This is a genomic window from Exiguobacterium sp. NPDC077395 (assembly GCF_050269125.1).
Classification (GTDB): domain Bacteria; phylum Bacillota; class Bacilli; order Exiguobacteriales; family Exiguobacteriaceae; genus Exiguobacterium; species Exiguobacterium aestuarii_A.
In genome coordinates this window covers 46,687-65,089 of record NZ_JBNNHU010000001.1, presented here as the reverse complement: position 1 = coordinate 65,089, position 18,403 = coordinate 46,687, and the positions used below count along the sequence as shown (strand labels likewise).

At 49.3% G+C, this 18,403-nt stretch carries 23 protein-coding genes and 1 riboswitch; of the genes, 4 read left to right on the top strand and 19 right to left on the bottom strand.

The features are described from left to right. Nucleotides 1-38: 38 nt before the first annotated feature. The 7 genes from rbsB to ACQKD4_RS00405 all read right to left on the bottom strand — a co-directional run bounded on the left by rbsB (nucleotide 39) and on the right by ACQKD4_RS00405 (nucleotide 6,336). Nucleotides 39-950: a ribose ABC transporter substrate-binding protein RbsB gene (gene rbsB / locus ACQKD4_RS00435; protein ID WP_214694925.1), complete on the bottom strand. Its 912-nt coding sequence runs from the start codon at nucleotides 948-950 to the stop codon at nucleotides 39-41. Nucleotides 951-973: 23 nt separating this feature from the next. Continuing rightward, on the bottom strand, nucleotides 974-1,939 hold the full coding sequence (locus tag ACQKD4_RS00430; RefSeq protein ID WP_214694930.1) for an ABC transporter permease subunit: 966 nt from the start codon (nucleotides 1,937-1,939) through the stop codon (nucleotides 974-976). 1 nt (nucleotide 1,940) lies between these two features. Continuing rightward, nucleotides 1,941-3,419, bottom strand: a complete 1,479-nt coding sequence (locus ACQKD4_RS00425) for a sugar ABC transporter ATP-binding protein (protein ID WP_427372087.1) — start codon at nucleotides 3,417-3,419, stop codon at nucleotides 1,941-1,943. A 12-nt stretch (nucleotides 3,420-3,431) separates the two neighbouring features. After that, complete coding sequence (gene rbsD / locus ACQKD4_RS00420; protein ID WP_214694934.1) at nucleotides 3,432-3,821, bottom strand: D-ribose pyranase; 390 nt, start codon at nucleotides 3,819-3,821, stop codon at nucleotides 3,432-3,434. After that, nucleotides 3,821-4,705: a ribokinase gene (gene rbsK, locus ACQKD4_RS00415; protein ID WP_427372086.1), complete on the bottom strand. Its 885-nt coding sequence runs from the start codon at nucleotides 4,703-4,705 to the stop codon at nucleotides 3,821-3,823. The genes rbsD and rbsK overlap by 1 nt, the downstream gene beginning before the upstream one ends. A 3-nt stretch (nucleotides 4,706-4,708) precedes the next feature. Continuing rightward, on the bottom strand, nucleotides 4,709-5,686 hold the full coding sequence (locus ACQKD4_RS00410) for a LacI family DNA-binding transcriptional regulator (RefSeq protein ID WP_427372085.1): 978 nt from the start codon (nucleotides 5,684-5,686) through the stop codon (nucleotides 4,709-4,711). Nucleotides 5,687-5,793: 107 nt separating this feature from the next. Further along, nucleotides 5,794-6,336, bottom strand: a complete 543-nt coding sequence (locus ACQKD4_RS00405; protein WP_214785082.1) for a GNAT family N-acetyltransferase — start codon at nucleotides 6,334-6,336, stop codon at nucleotides 5,794-5,796. Nucleotides 6,337-6,411: 75 nt separating this feature from the next. On the opposite strand from ACQKD4_RS00405, the gene ACQKD4_RS00400 reads away from it, so the two are divergent. Then, nucleotides 6,412-6,858 (top strand): DUF4385 domain-containing protein, encoded by a 447-nt coding sequence (locus ACQKD4_RS00400; protein WP_012727567.1) that lies wholly within the window; start codon nucleotides 6,412-6,414, stop codon nucleotides 6,856-6,858. On the opposite strand, the gene ACQKD4_RS00395 is transcribed toward ACQKD4_RS00400, so the two are convergent. The 8 genes from ACQKD4_RS00395 to tenA form a co-directional block, all read right to left on the bottom strand. Beyond that, entirely contained in the window at nucleotides 6,855-7,298 is a 444-nt protein-coding gene (locus tag ACQKD4_RS00395) for a GNAT family N-acetyltransferase (protein ID WP_427372084.1), read from the bottom strand. The genes ACQKD4_RS00400 and ACQKD4_RS00395 overlap by 4 nt on opposite strands. A 62-nt stretch (nucleotides 7,299-7,360) precedes the next feature. After that, nucleotides 7,361-7,810: an OsmC family protein gene (locus ACQKD4_RS00390; protein WP_427372083.1), complete on the bottom strand. Its 450-nt coding sequence runs from the start codon at nucleotides 7,808-7,810 to the stop codon at nucleotides 7,361-7,363. Nucleotides 7,811-7,852: 42 nt separating this feature from the next. Then, a complete protein-coding gene (locus ACQKD4_RS00385) occupies nucleotides 7,853-9,418 on the bottom strand; it encodes a GGDEF domain-containing protein (RefSeq protein ID WP_427372082.1) in 1,566 nt (521 codons plus the stop codon). 115 nt (nucleotides 9,419-9,533) lie between these two features. Continuing rightward, nucleotides 9,534-10,172, bottom strand: coding sequence for an SDR family oxidoreductase (locus ACQKD4_RS00380; protein WP_427372081.1), 639 nt, complete (start codon nucleotides 10,170-10,172; stop codon nucleotides 9,534-9,536). A gap of 25 nt (nucleotides 10,173-10,197) precedes the next feature. Beyond that, nucleotides 10,198-10,839, bottom strand: a complete 642-nt coding sequence (gene thiE / locus ACQKD4_RS00375; protein ID WP_427372080.1) for a thiamine phosphate synthase — start codon at nucleotides 10,837-10,839, stop codon at nucleotides 10,198-10,200. After that, nucleotides 10,808-11,647, bottom strand: coding sequence for a bifunctional hydroxymethylpyrimidine kinase/phosphomethylpyrimidine kinase (gene thiD, locus ACQKD4_RS00370; RefSeq protein WP_427372079.1), 840 nt, complete (start codon nucleotides 11,645-11,647; stop codon nucleotides 10,808-10,810). Before thiD ends, thiE begins: the two co-directional genes overlap by 32 nt. Further along, a complete protein-coding gene (gene thiM / locus ACQKD4_RS00365; RefSeq protein WP_427372078.1) occupies nucleotides 11,644-12,435 on the bottom strand; it encodes a hydroxyethylthiazole kinase in 792 nt (263 codons plus the stop codon). Before thiM ends, thiD begins: the two co-directional genes overlap by 4 nt. Beyond that, nucleotides 12,432-13,106, bottom strand: a complete 675-nt coding sequence (tenA, locus tag ACQKD4_RS00360; protein WP_012727575.1) for a thiaminase II — start codon at nucleotides 13,104-13,106, stop codon at nucleotides 12,432-12,434. Before tenA ends, thiM begins: the two co-directional genes overlap by 4 nt. An 88-nt stretch (nucleotides 13,107-13,194) precedes the next feature. After that, nucleotides 13,195-13,299, bottom strand: a riboswitch (TPP riboswitch). Between the two features lie 127 nt (nucleotides 13,300-13,426). On the opposite strand from tenA, the gene ACQKD4_RS00355 reads away from it, so the two are divergent. Further along, nucleotides 13,427-13,831, top strand: a complete 405-nt coding sequence (locus ACQKD4_RS00355) for an ion channel (protein WP_274664709.1) — start codon at nucleotides 13,427-13,429, stop codon at nucleotides 13,829-13,831. Nucleotides 13,832-13,838: 7 nt separating this feature from the next. Here the strand turns inward: ACQKD4_RS00355 and ACQKD4_RS00350 are convergent, their stop codons facing one another. From ACQKD4_RS00350 to ACQKD4_RS00340, 3 genes are read right to left on the bottom strand one after another with little or no spacing between them, the layout of a single operon-like run. Continuing rightward, nucleotides 13,839-13,991, bottom strand: a complete 153-nt coding sequence (locus tag ACQKD4_RS00350; RefSeq protein ID WP_012727577.1) for a hypothetical protein — start codon at nucleotides 13,989-13,991, stop codon at nucleotides 13,839-13,841. 50 nt (nucleotides 13,992-14,041) lie between these two features. After that, nucleotides 14,042-14,869: an aminoglycoside 6-adenylyltransferase gene (locus tag ACQKD4_RS00345; RefSeq protein WP_427372077.1), complete on the bottom strand. Its 828-nt coding sequence runs from the start codon at nucleotides 14,867-14,869 to the stop codon at nucleotides 14,042-14,044. After that, the gene (locus tag ACQKD4_RS00340) at nucleotides 14,866-15,468 is read right to left on the bottom strand and encodes a pentapeptide repeat-containing protein (RefSeq protein ID WP_214694974.1); all 603 of its coding nucleotides are present in this window, start codon (nucleotides 15,466-15,468) and stop codon (nucleotides 14,866-14,868) included. Before ACQKD4_RS00340 ends, ACQKD4_RS00345 begins: the two co-directional genes overlap by 4 nt. A 55-nt stretch (nucleotides 15,469-15,523) precedes the next feature. Here ACQKD4_RS00340 and ACQKD4_RS00335 point away from each other — a divergent pair, with 55 nt between their 5' ends. Next, complete coding sequence (locus ACQKD4_RS00335; RefSeq protein WP_427372076.1) at nucleotides 15,524-15,973, top strand: NUDIX hydrolase; 450 nt, start codon at nucleotides 15,524-15,526, stop codon at nucleotides 15,971-15,973. Between the two features lie 2 nt (nucleotides 15,974-15,975). Here ACQKD4_RS00335 and ACQKD4_RS00330 read toward each other — a convergent pair whose 3' ends face one another. Continuing rightward, nucleotides 15,976-16,653, bottom strand: a complete 678-nt coding sequence (locus tag ACQKD4_RS00330; protein WP_214744921.1) for a YjjG family noncanonical pyrimidine nucleotidase — start codon at nucleotides 16,651-16,653, stop codon at nucleotides 15,976-15,978. 252 nt (nucleotides 16,654-16,905) lie between these two features. Between ACQKD4_RS00330 and ACQKD4_RS00325 the strand changes: the two genes are divergently transcribed. Continuing rightward, on the top strand, nucleotides 16,906-18,363 hold the full coding sequence (locus ACQKD4_RS00325) for an aldehyde dehydrogenase family protein (RefSeq protein WP_427372075.1): 1,458 nt from the start codon (nucleotides 16,906-16,908) through the stop codon (nucleotides 18,361-18,363). Nucleotides 18,364-18,403 lie beyond the last annotated feature (40 nt).

Sequence of the window (18,403 nt, the reverse complement as noted above, 5' to 3'; positions counted from 1 at the left end):
TCTACCCGAAATCAAGGCATCGTGAGGTTTCATTTTCCTTATTTGATTAATTCGAGTTCGACCGGGATGTTCTCTTCCACCGTTTCACCCTTCAAATGATTAATTGCCGCTTCTACACCCAATTTACCAATCTCAGCTGGTTTTTGGGCAACCGTTGCTGCCATCGTCCCACCTTCGACCGCTTTGACTGCATCGTCTGTCGCATCGAATCCGATGACTTTCACGTCACTCATTCCAGCCGCTTCAAGTGCTTGAACGGCACCGAGTGCCATCTCGTCGTTATGTGCGAATACAGCGACGATGTCTTTATTGTCTTGCAAAATATTCTCCATGACCGTCAATCCTTCTGCACGGTCAAAGTTTGCAGATTGTTTTGCCACGACTTCCAATTTCCCATCGATTGCTTCGTTGAATCCTTGTCCACGGTCACGTGTCGCTGACGCTCCTGGAATTCCTTCGAGTTCGACGACTTTTTGACCTTCGCCTACGAGTTCGACCATATAGTCACCCGCCAACTGTCCACCCGCGACGTTATCTGAAGCGACGTGTGCGACCACTTCACCAGTCTCTGCGTTACGGTCTACCGTAATGACCGGAATGCCCGCGTCATTTGCTGCTTGTACGGCTGCGCCGACCGCTTCTGAATCTGTCGGGTTGATGAGAATCAAATCCATTCCTTTTTGAATCATGTCTTCAACGTCATTCACTTGTTTCGCGGCATCGTTTTGCGCGTCCGCCACTGTCAATGTCGCATCCATTTCGTTCGCCTGTTCTTCTGCGCCTTCTTTCAATGCGACGAAGAACGGGTTGTTCAATGTCGAGATGGATAAGCCGATTTCATAATCCCCATCTTTCGTTTCAGTCTCAGAAGTAGACCCCGGTTGTTCAGTCGAGCAAGCTGCCATCAGTACCATAGTCAGTGCGAGTAGCCAAGCTGTCCATTTTTTCATGTTCCGTTTTCCCCTTTCGCGTGTTACGCGTTTTGTCGACGATCAAGCAATACTGCAAACAATATAACTGCACCTTTTACGACGAGTTGGAAGAAAGATGATACGCCGAGAAGGTTCAATCCGTTGTTCAACGTTCCGATGATCAGTGCCCCAATCAATGTTCCGACAATCCAACCTCGACCACCTGCAAGGCTCGTTCCCCCGAGAACGACCGCCGCAATGGCATCGAGTTCATATGACGTTCCTGCCGTCGGTTGTGCGGAGTTGAGACGTGATGTCAAGATGATGCCCGCGAGTGCAGCAAGCATACCCGATAGCGAATAAATCATAATTTTGACTTTATTGACGCCAATCCCCATCAATTTTGCCGCTTCTTCATTTCCACCGATTGCGTACGTGTGACGACCAAATGTTGTCTTTTTCAAAATGAAATAAAGAACACCGAACGCGAGTAACATCGTCAATGCCGGCACCGGGATAATCCAGAAGTAGCCACGTCCGAGCATCTCGAACCACCCAGAATTTCCGAGACCAGTAATCGGTCGCCCGTCCGTATAGACGAGCGTCAAACCTCGGTAAATCGTCATCGTGGCCAATGTCGCGATGAACGGCGCCACTTTCCCGTATGTGATGACCGCCCCGTTAAAGGCCCCGAGAACGGCACCCGCAATCAAGCCAAGTGCAACGGCCATGACCGCATGTTGACCGTCCACCATCATGCCTGCCACTAGTGCAGATGCGAGCGCTAAAATCGACCCGACCGATAAATCAATCCCACCTGTCAAGATGACGAATGTCATCCCGAAGGCAATCAAGGCATTGATGGACACTTGTCGAAGTACGTTAAAGATATTATTTAATGATAAAAATCCAGGTTCGAGCGCGGTCACGACGACGACGATGACGAGTAGACCAAACAGCGGTCCTAACTTTTGTCCCCATCCAAGTCGACCCGGGCGCTTCAGTGCAGTCGTTGCTTTCAATTCCATGTCATTGCCCTCCTGTCGCATACGTCATTACTTTTTCTTGCGTCGCCTCTTCTTTCGTGAGCGTTCCGGTCACAACACCTTCCCGCATGACGACGATTCGGTCACTCATCCCGAGCACTTCCGGTAAATCGGAGGAGACCATGATGATGGCAACACCTGACTCCGCAAGATCACTCATGATATTGTAAATTTCTTTCTTGGCACCGACGTCGACTCCACGGGTCGGTTCATCCAAAATCAAGACGTCCGGCTCGACACCTAACCATTTACCGAGCACAATCTTCTGTTGGTTCCCACCGGACAACGACTTCACTTTTTGCTCCATCGAATGATGCTTGACCCGCAGTTTTTGTAAGTATGTCTCAGCGAACGTCGCTTCCTGTTGCTTCGAGATGACTGACCCTTTCGCCCGTTTATCGAGTGTCGGGAGTGATAAGTTTTCTCTTAGTGAGAAGTCGAGAAGCAAGCCTTCGCCTTTTCGGTCTTCTGTTAAAAAGGCGATGCCATGTTTGATGGCGTCTGCCGGAGTCTTGATTCGAATCGGTTTCCCGTTCAGCTTGATGACTCCCCCTTTGTGGGTGTCTGCTCCGAACAAAGCACGCATCACTTCAGTCCGTCCTGCTCCCATCAATCCGGAGAATCCGACGATTTCACCAGCTCGAACGTTGAATGATACGTTGTGGAACCGGTTACCTATTAAATCATCTACTTCGAGAACGACCTCCCCGAGCGTCGCCGTGCGCGTCGGATAACGTTCACCGATCTCACGTCCGACCATATCGCGCACGGTTTCTTCAAAAGAAGTGTCCGAAATCATACGGGTCGAGATGGACTGTCCATCCCGAAGCACGGTGATCCGATCACACAAGTCGAAAATTTCTTCCATGCGGTGAGAGATATAGATGATGGACACACCTTGATCTCGTAAGGCACGTGAGACGGCGAAGAGCGCCTGAATTTCGCGATCGGTCAAGGCGGCCGTCGGTTCGTCCATGACGATGACTTTCGCATCTGTCATGAGTGCCTTGGCAATCTCAATCATCTGTTGCTGACCGACCGATAAGTTGCGTGCCACTTCATCGACATCCATGAAGACGTTCAATTCTGCCAAATATTCACGAGCGCGTCGTGTCATCTCCTGCTGTTTGACCATCCCGAACGGTCCCGTCAGCTCTCGACCTAAAAATAAGTTTTCCGTTACCGTCATCTCTGGTAAAATGTTGAGCTCCTGATGGATGAAGGCAATCCCTTCTTGCTCCGCTTCTTTTGGGTGTTTGAATTGACGTTTCTTCCCGTCGATGAGGATGTCTCCTTCATCTTGAGCGTGAAGACCGGTCATTACTTTCATCAACGTCGACTTACCCGCTCCGTTTTCTCCCATGAGCGCATGAATCTCTCCAGGCAACAGGTCGAAGTCGACTCCTTTCAAGACGGAGACCGGACCGAACGACTTATGGATGCCTTTCAACTGAATGTGCATCGAAATCCCCCCTTAAAAAATGACCCCGGCGTGTAAGATGACGTTCGCGTAAGGTGTCGCTTCCCCAGTTCGAATGACCACTTTTGCTTTTGCGACCTCCCGTTTGAAGTCTTCATGCGAACACATGTCGATGCTTGTGTATCGTTCTTTCAGTGAATCTGCAATCGTCGGGTTGTGTGTGAGGATTTCCTCGGCAATCGTGATGCGCTCTACGACCAAATCCGATTCGACGACATCAAGTACTTCAAGAAAGGAAGGTTCCCCGATTCGGAGGCTAAGGTCGACACGCTTCACCCCGTCCGGAATCGGGAGTCCGCAGTCTGCGATGACGATGCGATCCGTATGCCCGAGATCGGCAAAGATTTTTGCTAGATGACTGTTTAAAATCCCTTGTTTTTTCATCACACGCGCTCCAATCGTTGTTGTACATCTTCTCGTGTCGGCATACCACCTTGTGCACCAAAGCCTTCGACGCTCATGCCGGATGCGACCACGGCAAACCGTACGGCCGTCTCCAAATCATCTTGTTCGATGAGGGAGACAGCGAGCGCACCGTTGAACGTGTCACCGGCTCCTGTCGTGTCGACGACGTTCGCTCGGATAGCTGGCACATGCCTCACTTCTCGTCCGTCATGGAATCGAACACCTCGGACGCCTTCTGTCACGAGTAACTTGTTCGGATATCGTTCAAGCACTTCGTCCACGGACGATTCTTTAAACAGATCCCGACACTCATGTTCGTTCGGCGTCAAGTACGTGACGTCTTCAATCACTTCTGGCGGGAGCGATTGCGACGGTGCCGGATTGAGGAGCACCGGAATCCCTTTCTCCTTACAGTAAGCGGTCACTTGTTTGACCGTTTCGATTGGAATCTCGAGCTGTAAGAGTACGAACGACTGCTCATCGAGTAACTGATCCAGTTCCTCGTCCGTGAAGATGACTTGCTTGTTCGCCGATTGGACGACGACAATCGAATTATCTGCTTCCGCCAATACGATGTGGGCTGTCCCCGTCACTTCATTCGGTATGAGCCGAACGTGCGCAACATCGACACCATGCTGTTTGAAGTTCTCAACAATCTGCTGACCGAACGGATCGTTCCCTACACAACCGACCATCTGCACGGCACTTCCTAATTTAGAAGCAGCGACCGCTTGGTTCGCACCTTTCCCCCCTGGAACGGTACGGAACGACTCGCCGATGACGGTTTCCCCTGCTTGCGGACGTTTGTCGGACGTGACGACAAGGTCCATCGATATACTGCCAATGACAACAATGCGTTTCATTCTTTATTTCTCCTTCCGCTTTGTCGTTTGTCTTTCAAGTAACGTGACCGGTAACAACATTTCTTTCGGTCGTGTATCTTTTTTCTCAATCAAATCGAGCAATCGTTCTGTCGCCACTCGCCCCATCTCATAAATCGGTTGAACGATGGTCGTCAGCGGCGGAGACGTCATCTCGCCTAGTTCGATCCCGTCATATCCTATGACCTGTAGTTCTTCCGGAACACGAATGTTTCGACGAACTGCTTCCTGCAATACGGCGGCTGCAATCACATCGTTTGCTGCGAAGATGCCATCGAACGGCCACGCATGATCGAACAGCTCTTGGGACGCTTTCAAGGCGTCTTTGAACGTGAATGTGGACTCGGTCATCCCGACGAGCTTGTCGCCTGCCACTTCGACAAATCCTTCGGTCCGACGCTTGACCGTCTTGAGATGATCAGGTCCGGCAATATGAGCCAGACGTGTCGCACCGCGTTGTAACAACGTATCGGCTGCCAACTTTCCTCCCTCATAACCATCCGATACAACGGCATCAATCCCAGCCTTCACGATTCGGTCGAGCGCGACCATCGGTAAATCCAACGTCTCGTAATTCGGGTTGTGCGAATGGTTTGTCGTGATGATCAGCCCATCGACATGCATCGTCTGCAAGGCGACCAAATATGTCTGCTCTTTTTCGAGTTGTTCGTCTGTGTTGCATAAGACGACTTGATACCCATGCTGATTGGCGACATCCTCAATCGCCCGAGCTAGCTGTGGAAAGAACGGGTTTGTGATGTCTGGCATGATGAGTCCAATCAAGTTCGACGATTTTTTATAAAGCGAACGAGCGACTCGGTTCGGCGCGTAATTTAGTTCTGCAATCGCCTTTTCGACCGCCTCTTTCGCCTCTTCGCTTACATATCCGCTCTTATTCATGACGCGTGATACGGTCGCCACTGAAACGTTCGCATGTTTTGCCACTTGTTTGATGGTCGCCATTTGACATCCTCCGTTCTGGAAACGCTTACAAAACCATCTTAATGTGTAACCGGTTACATATCAAGGGGTTTTTATGATTTCACGAAAAAACACATTGAAACAGCGCTTCAATGTGTAGAGAATGTCGGATTGAGTTGTACATAGACGAGGCATTCTACCGTCCGTCCATCGAGTCGGGTCAATTCTTGCGTTTTCGTGAACGCATAGGTGAACCCACATTTCTCAACGACGCGTCGGGATTGGTCATTGAAGCTGAAATAGCCGCACCAAATCCGCTCTAGCCCTAATGCTTCGAATCCAAATCGAATCATCGCCTGAACGGCTTCCGGCACATAGCCGTTCCCCCAATAATCGGGGCTGAGCACATAACCGATTTCACGTTGAGCCTCATGTTGAATCGTAGGGTCCGGTCTTCGGTCGTGTAATCCGATGCTGCCAATCACTTGCCCGGTTTCTTTCAACACGATCGCCCACACGTCTTTTTCCTCAACAAACAGTCGAATGACATCTTTCGTCTCTTCAACGGATTCATGTGGCGCCCAACCGGCCATCGGTCCGACACGTTCGTCTTTGGCGTAACGATACATATCCTCTGCGTCCTCTAGCGTAAATGCTCTTAAGACCAATCGTTCTGTCTCCATCTTGATCATACAAACCCATCCTTTTCCTTCTAGTTGTTTCTTTCCTCGACCTAATGGGAAAACGTTAGGCGAGGAGGAATAAACATGCCATTTGACTATGATTTAAATTTTGATGAAATCGACTTCCGAAAACAACCCGAACTATACCGAGTCGGGCGTGGTGAACAAGGGGTACTACTCGTCGAACCGTATAAAAGTGAGATTTTGCCCCATTGGCGATTTAAAACGCCAGAGATCGCCAAGCAATCCGCTGAAGAAATCATGGAATTGTTTGAAGCGTATCGCGCAAACGATGATTTCGTCGGAATGGACATGGCCCGAAAGTTCATCCAAATGGGCTACACGCGAGCCCGACGCTACGCCAATTATAAAGGTGGTCGTAAATATAAAGAAGATGGTGACATCCACGAGCGCGAAATCGACGAAGAAAAAGCAGAGTCTGCCCGCATCTTCAAAACGTATTGGGATCAACTCCGTGCCGATGAGGATTATTTGCGACGTAAAAAGGCACATCAGAAACAATATGGTTAATCGCGCATCATCACTTGGAACGGGACCTCATTTCGCTCAAACGTTGTGATGGTATGAAATCCAAGCGTTTCATATAGATGAATCGCACGCTCGTTGAAAGAGGCGACAGTTAGACGGAGCGGTTCCCCTCGTTCCGTCGCTCTCTCCATGACGTATTCCACAAACGATTGTCCGCGTCCTTTACCCGTCAAGTCAGGTCTCATCCCAAACCCAATGTCTGTGAAGTCTGACGAATACAGATATGTCGAATTTGGCACTTGCGCAGCAACACCGATGCAATAAAATCCAATCAGCTCATGATCCTCTAACATCGCCTGATACGTCATCAACTCGTCAATCCCCTCTTCAGAAGGCGACTGATTATAGAAATCATAAGGAGCTCCGTAGGTCCATTCTTGAATTTGACTTGCCCATTCACGCGTCATCGGTTGGTGATGCATTCGTCTTCCCTCCGTACTCTTTTCACGATTACTATGTAAAAAAGATGAGGTCGCCCCCATCTTTATTTCCGAGTCCATTCTGCCGTCATCGCCACGTCTGCTGCATGCATCAGATTATGAATCGGGCATCGTGCCTCGACGCCTTTTCGTAATTCGGCAATTCGCTCATCCGATTCAGTCGTATCTAGTACGATCTTCATCTGAACTGACTCAAAGTAAGTTCGGACACCTTCCATCCCTTGGAACCCTCTCGGATCGAGTGTCCCTTCCGTCACAAAATGGACACCCTCGTAATCAAAGTTCAAGTCCTGTGCGACATAAGCAATCATGATGGTCGTACAAGACGATAACGCACCGAGAAGATACTCAAGCGGGTTCGGTCCTTTGTTCGTTCCACCGAGCCGTTCTGGCTCATCCACGATAAAAGGGGTGTGCTCTCCTACACGTACAGTTGTCTTGACGCCTCCTGCATCTCCTTCGGCACGCATCGTTACTAACGGTCTTTCTGACATATTCCATCCTCCTCTCAACGATTAACCATTTCTATGTTCCCGTTATTTTGGACCATGTAACGCCTCATCATAAATCGCATAATCATTTTTCCCGCCTTGCTTGATTTGATACATCGCCTGGTCCGCTTTATGAATCAGCGTATCCAAGTCCGTCCCTTGATCCGGCGCATGACTGCCCCCGATACTTGCACGAATCGGAATCGTCACATCCGACGTTCTATAAGGGTTCCGGTTCAACGTCATCTGGAGCTCATGAATAAACGCAAGCACTTCGGATTCCGTTAAGTCGATTACATAGATGTAGAACTCATCGCCTCCGACACGGGAAGCCAAGCCAACGTCTCGTGCCGACATTTCCAATAGTCCACCTAAATGGGTTAGGAAGTGGTCCCCAATTTGGTGTCCATACGTATCGTTGACCGCTTTGAAGCCGTCCAAATCAATGATGAGTAATGATAATCTCGATGCATGAAGCAGCTCGTGATCTGCCCGTTCATAAAACGCACGTCGATTGGCCAACTTCGTCAGTGGGTCATGGTAGGCAAAGAAGCGAATTGTTTGCTCTGCTTCTTTGAACGAATGAACGTCTCGAATGATAATCATTCCATGGATCGTTCGATCGATATCAACAAAGTCCCCATCAATGACGACATACCGCTCTTGTCCGGATTTCGTCATAATCTTCGTCTCGAACTCTAAAAACTTTTTGTGAGTCTGGAAATGTTGATGATAATGTTCCATCCACTCTGCCTTTTTCTTTTCCGGTAATAAATCGACAAAGCGTTCATTTACGACACGGACTGTATGAAATAGCGTTCGTGCGGCCGGATTCGCACTTTCCACTTTTCCATCGGGATCAATCAAAAGAATGGCAGACGGATTCAAGTTATACAGTGTCCCGTATCGCTTCACGTAAGAGGTCAAGAAATCCAAACGATTCATTGCGATGACGAGCGCCACTGCCCATACGAGCCCTCCATACATATAAGAGTACGGCGGAAGGAACCCACGGAATTGAAAGTAGCCAAACACGATATCCCACACAAGTACGACATTCGCCGTCCAAAAAAGCATGCGCAACACGCGTTGGTGCTCTCTTCGTTCTGCACGTTTGAGGGCATAAAAAATGAGACCGATGATCAATATGTGAAAGATGTTCCCGACGGTCAGTGTAATCAAATAAGAAGCGTTGAACTCGGGATAAATCCAGATCCCCACTTGCTCAAACTGCTGACTGTTGATGATGTTCTCTCGCCGGATATACGTCAATATGACGGGAATCAGCGGCAAATAGACGACCCAAGGATACAGCCACTTCGGTGCCTTTGCTCCGACGCCTGTGATACTTAATATGAAATGAACAGAAAAGATAAAGATGAAGATGCCGGCATTCCCAAACCAATACGCAATGAGTGCCGGACTGTATTCAATCGGAGAAAGATGGCGGACAAATTCAGCCAAGAAGAGCATCGAATAACCGAACACAAACAGGCTCAGCAAACGATGCTCTACTTTATTCGGATTTCGTTGAAAGACATCGAGTGCTAAAAAGCCGAGCAAAAATGACGGTAACAAATAGACCGCCAGATAAATAAACATCTCGGTCATGCGGAACCTCCTCACCTGTTCGTATTCTTCTATTATTTCGTTATTCTGCGTTCTTTTCCCTCTTTAACGCGACAAAAAACGGGATGGTTCACATCCCGTTCTTGATGTCACATACTTATAGCGTTTCTTCGATTGGGGTATCCCCTTTGATCAAATCGATTGCTTTGTTCTGTGCGTTTGAATGGTTATGAAGGACGTGCACCAAGAATGATGCCACGTCTTCGCGTGGAATCTCTCCACTTCCTTCGAATTGCGTGTTCACTTTGCCCGTTCCCGCATCATCTGTCAACGCGCCCGGACGAACAATCGTGTATGTGAGTCCACTCTGTTCGAGTAAGCGATCGGCATGATGCTTCGCTACGTAGTACGGCTTCATCGAATCTGGCCAAGCTGAGCGATCCTCAGCTTTCAAGGCGCTGACCATGACGAAGTGTTTAATGTTCCCGTTCGCTTGTGCTGCTTCGATACTCTTCGCTGCACCGTCTAGGTCGATTAAAAGCGTCTTGTCTGCCCCAGTGCTACCACCAGAACCTGCTGCAAACACGATGACATCCATCCCGTCGATTGCTTTTTTTAAATCTTCTACCGAACCTTCGAGATCACCGAGTACGGCGTTGTATCCTTTTGACTTGAAGTCATTGAGTTGTTCTTCTTTACGCACCATCGCCGTGACGTGATGCTTTCCTTCATTGTGTAACTTTTCCACCAATTGATGGCCAATCTGGCCGTTTGCACCGATTACAAATACGTTCATCTGTCTTCCTCCTCAAGAATTAAATTCAGAGACAAGCGAAACGCCGGGTAGCCGTTGCTACGTCCGGTGCAGAAGCAATGGCAGAGATGACGGCAACGCCGTCTGCCCCGTCAGAAATGATTGAAGGAACATGCTCCGGAAGAATACCTCCAATCCCCACAATCGGAAGCCGCGGATATTGCTGACGAACCTGCTGAATCAGTTCCGTCCCGCGCACACGTCCCGCGTCTAACTTGCTCTTCGTCGCGTGAATCGGACCAATCCCGACATAATCTGCGAATGGAAGAGCTGCACTTACTTCCTCCATCGTATGGACGGACACCCCTAACCATTTGTCAGGTCCTAACTTTGCACGGACCCACTCGGCAGGCAAGTCGTCTTGTCCGACATGCACACCGTCTGCATCAATCGAGATTGCCAAGTCCACATCGTCATTGATGATGAATGGAACATTCGATTGTCGACATACCTGTTGGAGCGCCTTCGCCATTGCTTCTTTTTCATCTCCATACAATGCATCTTTACCTTTTTCGCGAAATTGAAAACATGTCACACCACATCGAAGTGCCGTTTCGAGTGTTCCCACCAAATCAGATGTATCCGTCGTCCCACACACAAAATAAAGACGAAGTTGCTTAGCGAGCGCTTGTTTCGTACATGACGTCAACGGTAACCACCTCTTCTTTCGCTAAACGATGTCCCCAATGATTTGTCGGTCCATGCCCCTGTCCAATCGATAATCCATGCGTGATCGCCTGATGGATAAATTGCTTCGCGTCCACGACAGCTTGACGAAGTGTCTTTCCGTATGCCAGCTCAGCCATCAAAGCTGCAGAGAACGTACATCCCGTTCCATGTGTGTCTTTCGTCCGAACGCGGGGTGCGCTCACTTGAAACACTTCAGATTCGGACACAATCAAATCGACGGCCTTCACACCTCCCATATGTCCACCTTTGATGATGACGACATCGACACCGAGTGCACGAATCAATTGAGCGGCCTTCATCTGATCTGCCTCCGTTCGAATCTCGATTCCGGCCAATACCTCTGCTTCAGGGATATTTGGCGTCACGACCGTCGCATGTGGCAACAGCTTCGTCCGAAGTGCCTCGACCGCGCTATCTTGCAACAGAGAAGCGCCCCCTTTCGCTACCATGACGGGATCGACGACGACGTGTTGGAAACGATGACGTTCAAGTGCTACGGCTACCGCTTCAATCCGCTCCGCATCTACCAACATGCCGGTCTTACAAGCTGTAATCTGAAAGTCATTGGCCACTGCATCGATTTGCCGAGTGATCATTTCCGGGGAAATCGCTTCAATTCCATGCACGCCGAGTGTATTCTGGGCTGTGATGGCGGTAAGTACACTTGTCCCGAACGCACCGAGCTCTTGAAACGTTTTTAAGTCGGCTTGAATACCAGCTCCGCCCCCTGAATCAGATCCTGCAATCGTCAATACTTGTGGTCTCATGAGGTCGACACCTCGATTCGATTCGTCGGGATTGTATATTGCGTCAATTGATGGAGGGCATTTAAAAAGTGAATCGGAAAATCTCCTGGTCCTTCTGCCCGTTCACTCGCCAACTCCCCGCAATAGGCATATCCTGATACGGCTGTCACCGTCGCCTTGAGTGCATTCTTTTCGACCGCTAGACATGCTCCGACGACCGCACTGAGTAAGCATCCCGTACCGGTCGTATCAGTCATCCGTTTCGTCCCACCATGAACTTCTATGACGACACTTCCATCGCTGACCATATCCTCTTTTCCGGTCACGGCCACGACACATCCATATCGTTTCGCCGCTTCGAGTGCCAATTGGCTTGGTTCATACGCCCCGTCACCCGCATCCACGCCTCGTGCTGTCCAATCAACGCCAATCAATGTCGCGATTTCTCCTGCATTCCCACGAATGACCGATACACGGACGTGGCGAAGGATTCGCTCGACGACATCCCGACGGAACGACGTCGCCCCGACACCGACCGGATCGAGCACGACCGGACATCCCGCTTCATTCGCCGCCTGCCCCGCACGAATCATCGTCGCCTCCGTCATCGTACCGAGTGTTCCGATGTTTAACACGAGCGCATCGCTCACAAATGTCATCTCTGCCACTTCTTCAATCGCATCTGCCATGACGGGAGAGGCACCGATGGCGAGCAGTCCATTCGCCGAAAAGTTGGCGACGACCGTGTTTGTGATGTTGTGGATCAACGGTGCCTGCTTTCGAATCTCGCTCCAAATCTCATGTCTCATTGGTTGACCTCCTGAGACAATGTCCAAGATTCAAGCGTCCATGCCATTTCCCAGAAGGCGACTTCGTAATAGCAACTCTTCAAGAAGAGTTTTGTGTAACGAAGCCGTTCTTCTTCTGTCGCTTGTCCAGCCAATTCATCCAACCGATCAATCTGTTCTTCCACCAACTCACGGAACCACTCCGAACCATACGTCGCAATCCAAGCTGAATAAATCGGATGATCGGGTCGTTTGTCTTTTAAACGTTCACCGATTTCGTAATACACCCAATAACACGGAAGGATTGACGCCAATACGTCACCGAGAGTCGGCCCCGCCTGTTGCATATGAAGCGCATACGCGTAAGCGGTCGGTGCCGGCTCGAATGTCGCCAGTTCAACATCCGTCACGTTGAGCATCGTAAAGAACTCACGATGAAGTGAGAGTTCCGCCTCAATCGTGTGTAAGGCATGTGTCAAAAAGCGACTCGATAGTTCCATCGTCGGGGCAAGCGTCGCCCCTTTGGCCTGGACTTTCGAGAATTGATTCAAGTAATACGAGTCTTGCATGACGTAATGTCTAAACTTCTTCTCATCGAGCGTTCCTTCTCCGAGTGAACGGACGAACGGATGATGAAAGCTTGCTTCAAACAATCCATCTGCTTCCTGACGTAAGTGATCTGTAAATTTCATAATAACTCCCCCTTATAACAGATAAAAAGACGCCGCCTCCCATAACGGAAGCGGCGTCTCGAACTGTCATATCTAGGTGAAGCCATATGAGTCGTCTCGCCCACTTCCCTACGCTAGCGTGAACTAGATCAGGTTCGAAGGGTCTGGACCTTGTCCATCTCAGCCGCGTGACGCGACTCCCCTAGTGGCAAACATTATGAAATTCAGTCGTCTTCGACCACATTCTATCAATCTTTTCATCAATTGCAAACCTTTTCCGATTCTGTTTTTCATTCTTCGCTTCGGGAATGGATAAATGAACTCATTTACATGAAAAGGATGTGTCCGGATTGAATACGATTTTATTAACCATTGCGTTACTCTTCATCAGTTTGAACGTGTTTTGGTTTTTCAAACGTCAAACGTACAAGCAAACAGGATTTGACGGGAGATTGTTCGCTCAGTTGTTCGTTAGCCTACTTGGTGTCATGTTAGGATTCACATTGATTTATTATGCTTTGTCTCGTGATTCAGTCATTCTTGTGACTTCACTCGAATCCATGAATGCCGTTGAACCGACTTGGGAAAACCTCCTGTATTTCAGCGGGGTCACTTTATTATCAATCGGATTTGGTGATTTGTTGCCGATTGGTTTGACCCGATTATTCGCCATCATCGAAGGCGCCATCGGCATTTTGTTACCGAGTGCCTTCTTCATCAAATCGATGTATCAAAAAGACAAGTGAACATGTCCTAGCGCCCCGTGATGAGTAAGAACATATTAAATGCGACGAGACCAAGGGGGAGCATCGCAACCAAAATGATTGGCCATTTTTTTAAGCGAATGCCGACAAAGAGGACAAGACTTCCGACTAGAAGAGCAATAAATGTCGTATATGGGTTCATGAAAAAACGCTCCTTTCTCTATAAGGAGCGTTTCCCGGCTCACGGCCTCATTAATCGTTCGAATGTCGAAGTGTTGCACATGCGGCACGGACGCGTCTGGCTTCTTCTTCCTGGAAGACGAAATCACCTTGTTCCGCGACACGCTGCGCGCAAAAGAAGAAGAGTGATTGCAGGCGGTCATGCGTGTCTTCAATCGCGCTCAGCTCAGCCGAGGCATACGTCGCCGTGAGCATCTCCCACAACTCTTCCGGTAAATGCTCTCGCATCCCGTCACCCGATTTCCCGAGATTCACAGAAAAGTTCGTCGCATAGCCGATGTTCCATTCCATCATCTGACGGAGCATATTCCGCATGATGTCGAGGTGATCGAGCGCGTATAACACCTGATGTCGCTTGATTCCTTTGACAACATAGAGTGATACCCACCAAAACTCATTCCAACAAGCCGCATACTCGTCAACAGACGGGCGTGTCACACGGTATGTGTTGTCTGACGGTGTCACACTCGGGTGATGATCTCGGTCGAACACGATCTGACTGAGCGAATCGGCTTCGAGCATCTCTTCAAGTTGCTCGGTGCTTCGAATCGTCAAATCAATACGATGTCCGTCTACATACTGCACCAAAAATGAAACATGTCGTTCGGGATCAGACGTTTCAGGTGTCTGCATGATCAAGACTTCTCCAAACATATCGATCCATGAGCGATCGGTCGCAACCGCTTTTACATCTTCTACGTAAAAAGTGAGATCGACATCCTGATACGCGTCCGCTTGTACATTCGGATTGACGAGCGAGCCGTTCAAGACGACCGTTCGGATGTATTCACGTTCTTTTGCGAACACAATCAACTGTTCAATAATTTGTTCCGGTTTCATTCTATAATCGCCCCCAATGAGCGCGCGACTTGGATTGCCTGCATCGCGTCTAGTTTTGTTTGTTGTAACGTCACGTTTGAAAAATCAACCCCGTCGACAAGTGCTCCTCTGAAGTCAGCACCACGGCACACCGCATGTTGAAGTGTCGCTCGTGACAAGTCCGCCTGATGCCAAACCGTCTCGGTCAAATCAGCACCGTATAGGTCCGCCTCAACCAAACGAACGTGGGACCAATCCATTTTCTTAAGAGACACGTGACGAAGGTTGACGAATGACCAGTCCCCTTCTGTGACATGGACGCCTTCAAACTGGCTCTCCTCAAAGGAAGACCCCGTCATTTTACATTGCTCAAACTCACTCGTGAACAAATTGGCACCATGGAACTGACAGTTCAAAAATGAGCTGCCGATATGACGGGACGCATTCCATTTCGAATCGGTAAAATCACAGTTGATGAACTGACAGCGTTCCGTTTGTAGTTCCGTCGCATCGACGTATGTGAAGCGGCAGTTCTCGAACGTGACGTGTGACAGCTCTTCGTCACGGAGTGTCACGTCGCGGAAATCTTCGTCTCGATATTGCGTATGTGGTTGAAACATAATATCCCTCCTTCAGGTATACTAGAACATATGACAAAGATTGGAAGTGATATAGATGGACCTCGTATTCCCGACTGAACAAGGCGTCTTCAATTACCGCGTCGCCGGTATTTTCGTGAAAGACGGACACGTATTGATTCACCGAAATATCCGGGATGACTTTTGGGCACTGCCTGGCGGTCGCGTGACGCTCGGTGAAGAAGCCGCAACCGCCCTCGCACGCGAGCTACATGAAGAATTGGATATGTGCGTGACCGATACCACGTTCGCCTTCGTCCACGAGAATTTATTTACCTACAACGAACAGCCGTTTCATGAAATCGGTCTCTATTTTTATGTAGACGGTGATCTCCCGCTCCAAGAAGTAGACTTTTATGGACCTGAAGGAGACCACCTCATCTATCGTTGGCAAAAACTCGACCGTCTTCGAGAGGTCACGCTCTATCCAGAAGTACTCGCACAACTACCGAATCGTTTGCCGTCTCATTCACTAAATCCGGCTTGAACTTAGAGAAGTGATTTCAACTCGTTTAAATGTCGAATCTCGTACGTCGACTCCATCGTCGCGGCCACTTCATTCGGATTGAACCAACATGTATCTAGGCCGTACATCCGCCCACCTGCGATGTCTGCCGTGACTGAGTCGCCAATGATTAAGCCCTTCTCTGGCTTTACGTTCGGGATTCGATCAAAGACGTAGTCAAAGAACGGCTTCATCGGTTTTTGCGAGCCGGTCGCATCCGATACGAAGACATCTTGGAAGTACGGCAATAGTCCCGATGACTCTAACCGTTTGAATTGCGTCTCCGTCACACCGTTTGTGACGATATAGAGCGGATAGTCCGCGCTCAGCGTTTGGACAATCTCTAACGCGCCATCGACCATGTGTACGCCTGCATGTAAGTAGTCCCGATACTGCTGTTCGACTTGCGGACCGTCGACCGTGAGTCCGAGCGAATCGAACAGTTTCGTGTGACGACCGACGAGTACTTCCTCCCGGTCTACTTCGCCGCGCTCAAATGCGCGCCACAGGCCACTGTTAATGTCGACATACCGAGCCTTCACTTCATCCGTCATCCGGACATTGTAGGATGCGAGTAATTGTTCTAACGCAACGTGCTCACTTTGTTTAAAGTCTAGCAACGTGTCGTCAATATCAAATAAAATTGCTTCATAACGTTTCATATTTCTTTCTAACCCCTCTCTTCGTCTAACTGTACAGGAAGTATTCAGGAACTTCAAAAGAGTGGCGACGGATGAATCTACACTTGAGTTCTAGTAATGGTATGTTTCTACTCTTGCTAACAGACCTCCCCACTTCCCTTATCCGTCTCAAACGTCATGCTTCAAACCTAATCACTCGACCGATTAAGATGTTTATTTTTATAAAATAAGTGAATACTTCCTATGGTGAAGAAAAACAAAGGAGTGTTCTATATGCATACAGATTTTACGAAAATGTACATCAATGGTGAGTGGGTAAACGGATCAAGTGAGAAGTCGATCGACAACGTCAATCCGTTCTCGAACGAAACACTGTTCTCGATTCAATCAGCGGATGAAGATGATTTGAATCGTGCTTATGAAGCAGCCAAAGCGTCTCAGACGGACTGGGCTGACATGCTTCCGCAAGCACGACGGGAATTGATCGAGAAGTTTGCCCAGGTGACGATGGACAACAAGGAACTCATCGTCGATTGGCTCGTGAAAGAGTCTGGCAGTACACGGATCAAGGCAGAAGGCGAATTTGCCGCATCAATGGCCATCATCAAAGAAGCTGCGACATTCCCATTCCGTATGGACGGACTCATCAAACCTTCGGTCGTGCCGAACAAAGAAAATCGGGTTTACCGTAAACCACTCGGGGTCATCGGAATCATCAGTCCTTGGAATTTCCCGTTCCATTTGGCTGTTCGTTCAATCGTGACGGCTCTCGCGACCGGGAATGCGGTCGTCGTCAAACCAGCTACAGCGACACCGGTCACAGGTGGTCTTCTGTTCGCATCGCTCTTTGAAGAAGCAGGACTTCCAAAAGGCGTACTTAATATCGTCGTCGGACGAGGGTCTGAAATCGGCGATGCCATCGTTGAACATCCGATTCCGCGTCTCATCTCGTTCACAGGTTCAACCGAGGTTGGTCAAGGAATCGCAGAGAAAGCGGGTCGCCTCTTGAAGAAGACCGCTCTTGAACTCGGTGGGAACAACGTGTTTGTCGTACTCGACGATGCCGACCTCGATCGTGCCGTCGAATCAGCGGTATACAGCAAGTTCTACCATCAAGGGCAAATTTGTATGTCGACAAACCGGATCCTCGTCGCCGAATCGATTCATGACGAATTCGTGGAACGTTACGTCGAGCGCGTTAAACAATTAAAAGCAGGCGACCCGAACGAAAAAGACACGCAAGTCGGTCCGCTCATCGATCACGATCAAATCGATCGTATCTTAGAGCAAATCGAGAAAACCGTCGATGCAGGTGCGACCGTCCATACTGGGGGGACAGCCGACGGCAACGTTCTCGAACCGACCGTCCTCAGTGGCGTCACGAATGACATGCCACTCGCGAAAAATGAAATCTTCGGTCCAGTTGCGGTCATCCTGTCGTTTAAAGATGACGAAGAGGCACTCCGTCTCTCGAATGAATTGCCGTATGGATTGAGCGGTGCCGTCCACGGTTCGGTTGACCGTGCGACCAATTTCGCACGAAAAGTCGAAACCGGCATGATTCACGTCAACGACCAGTCGGTCAACGATGAACCGCACATGCCATTCGGAGGCGAGAAAAACTCTGGTCTCGGACGTTTCAACGGCGAATGGGTACTCGAAGAGTTCACGACCCTCCAATGGGTGTCGGTCATGCACGAACGTCGCGAGTATAAACCATTCTTCTCATAATACGGTCCATACAAAAAACCAGGCTGATCGGCCTGGTTTT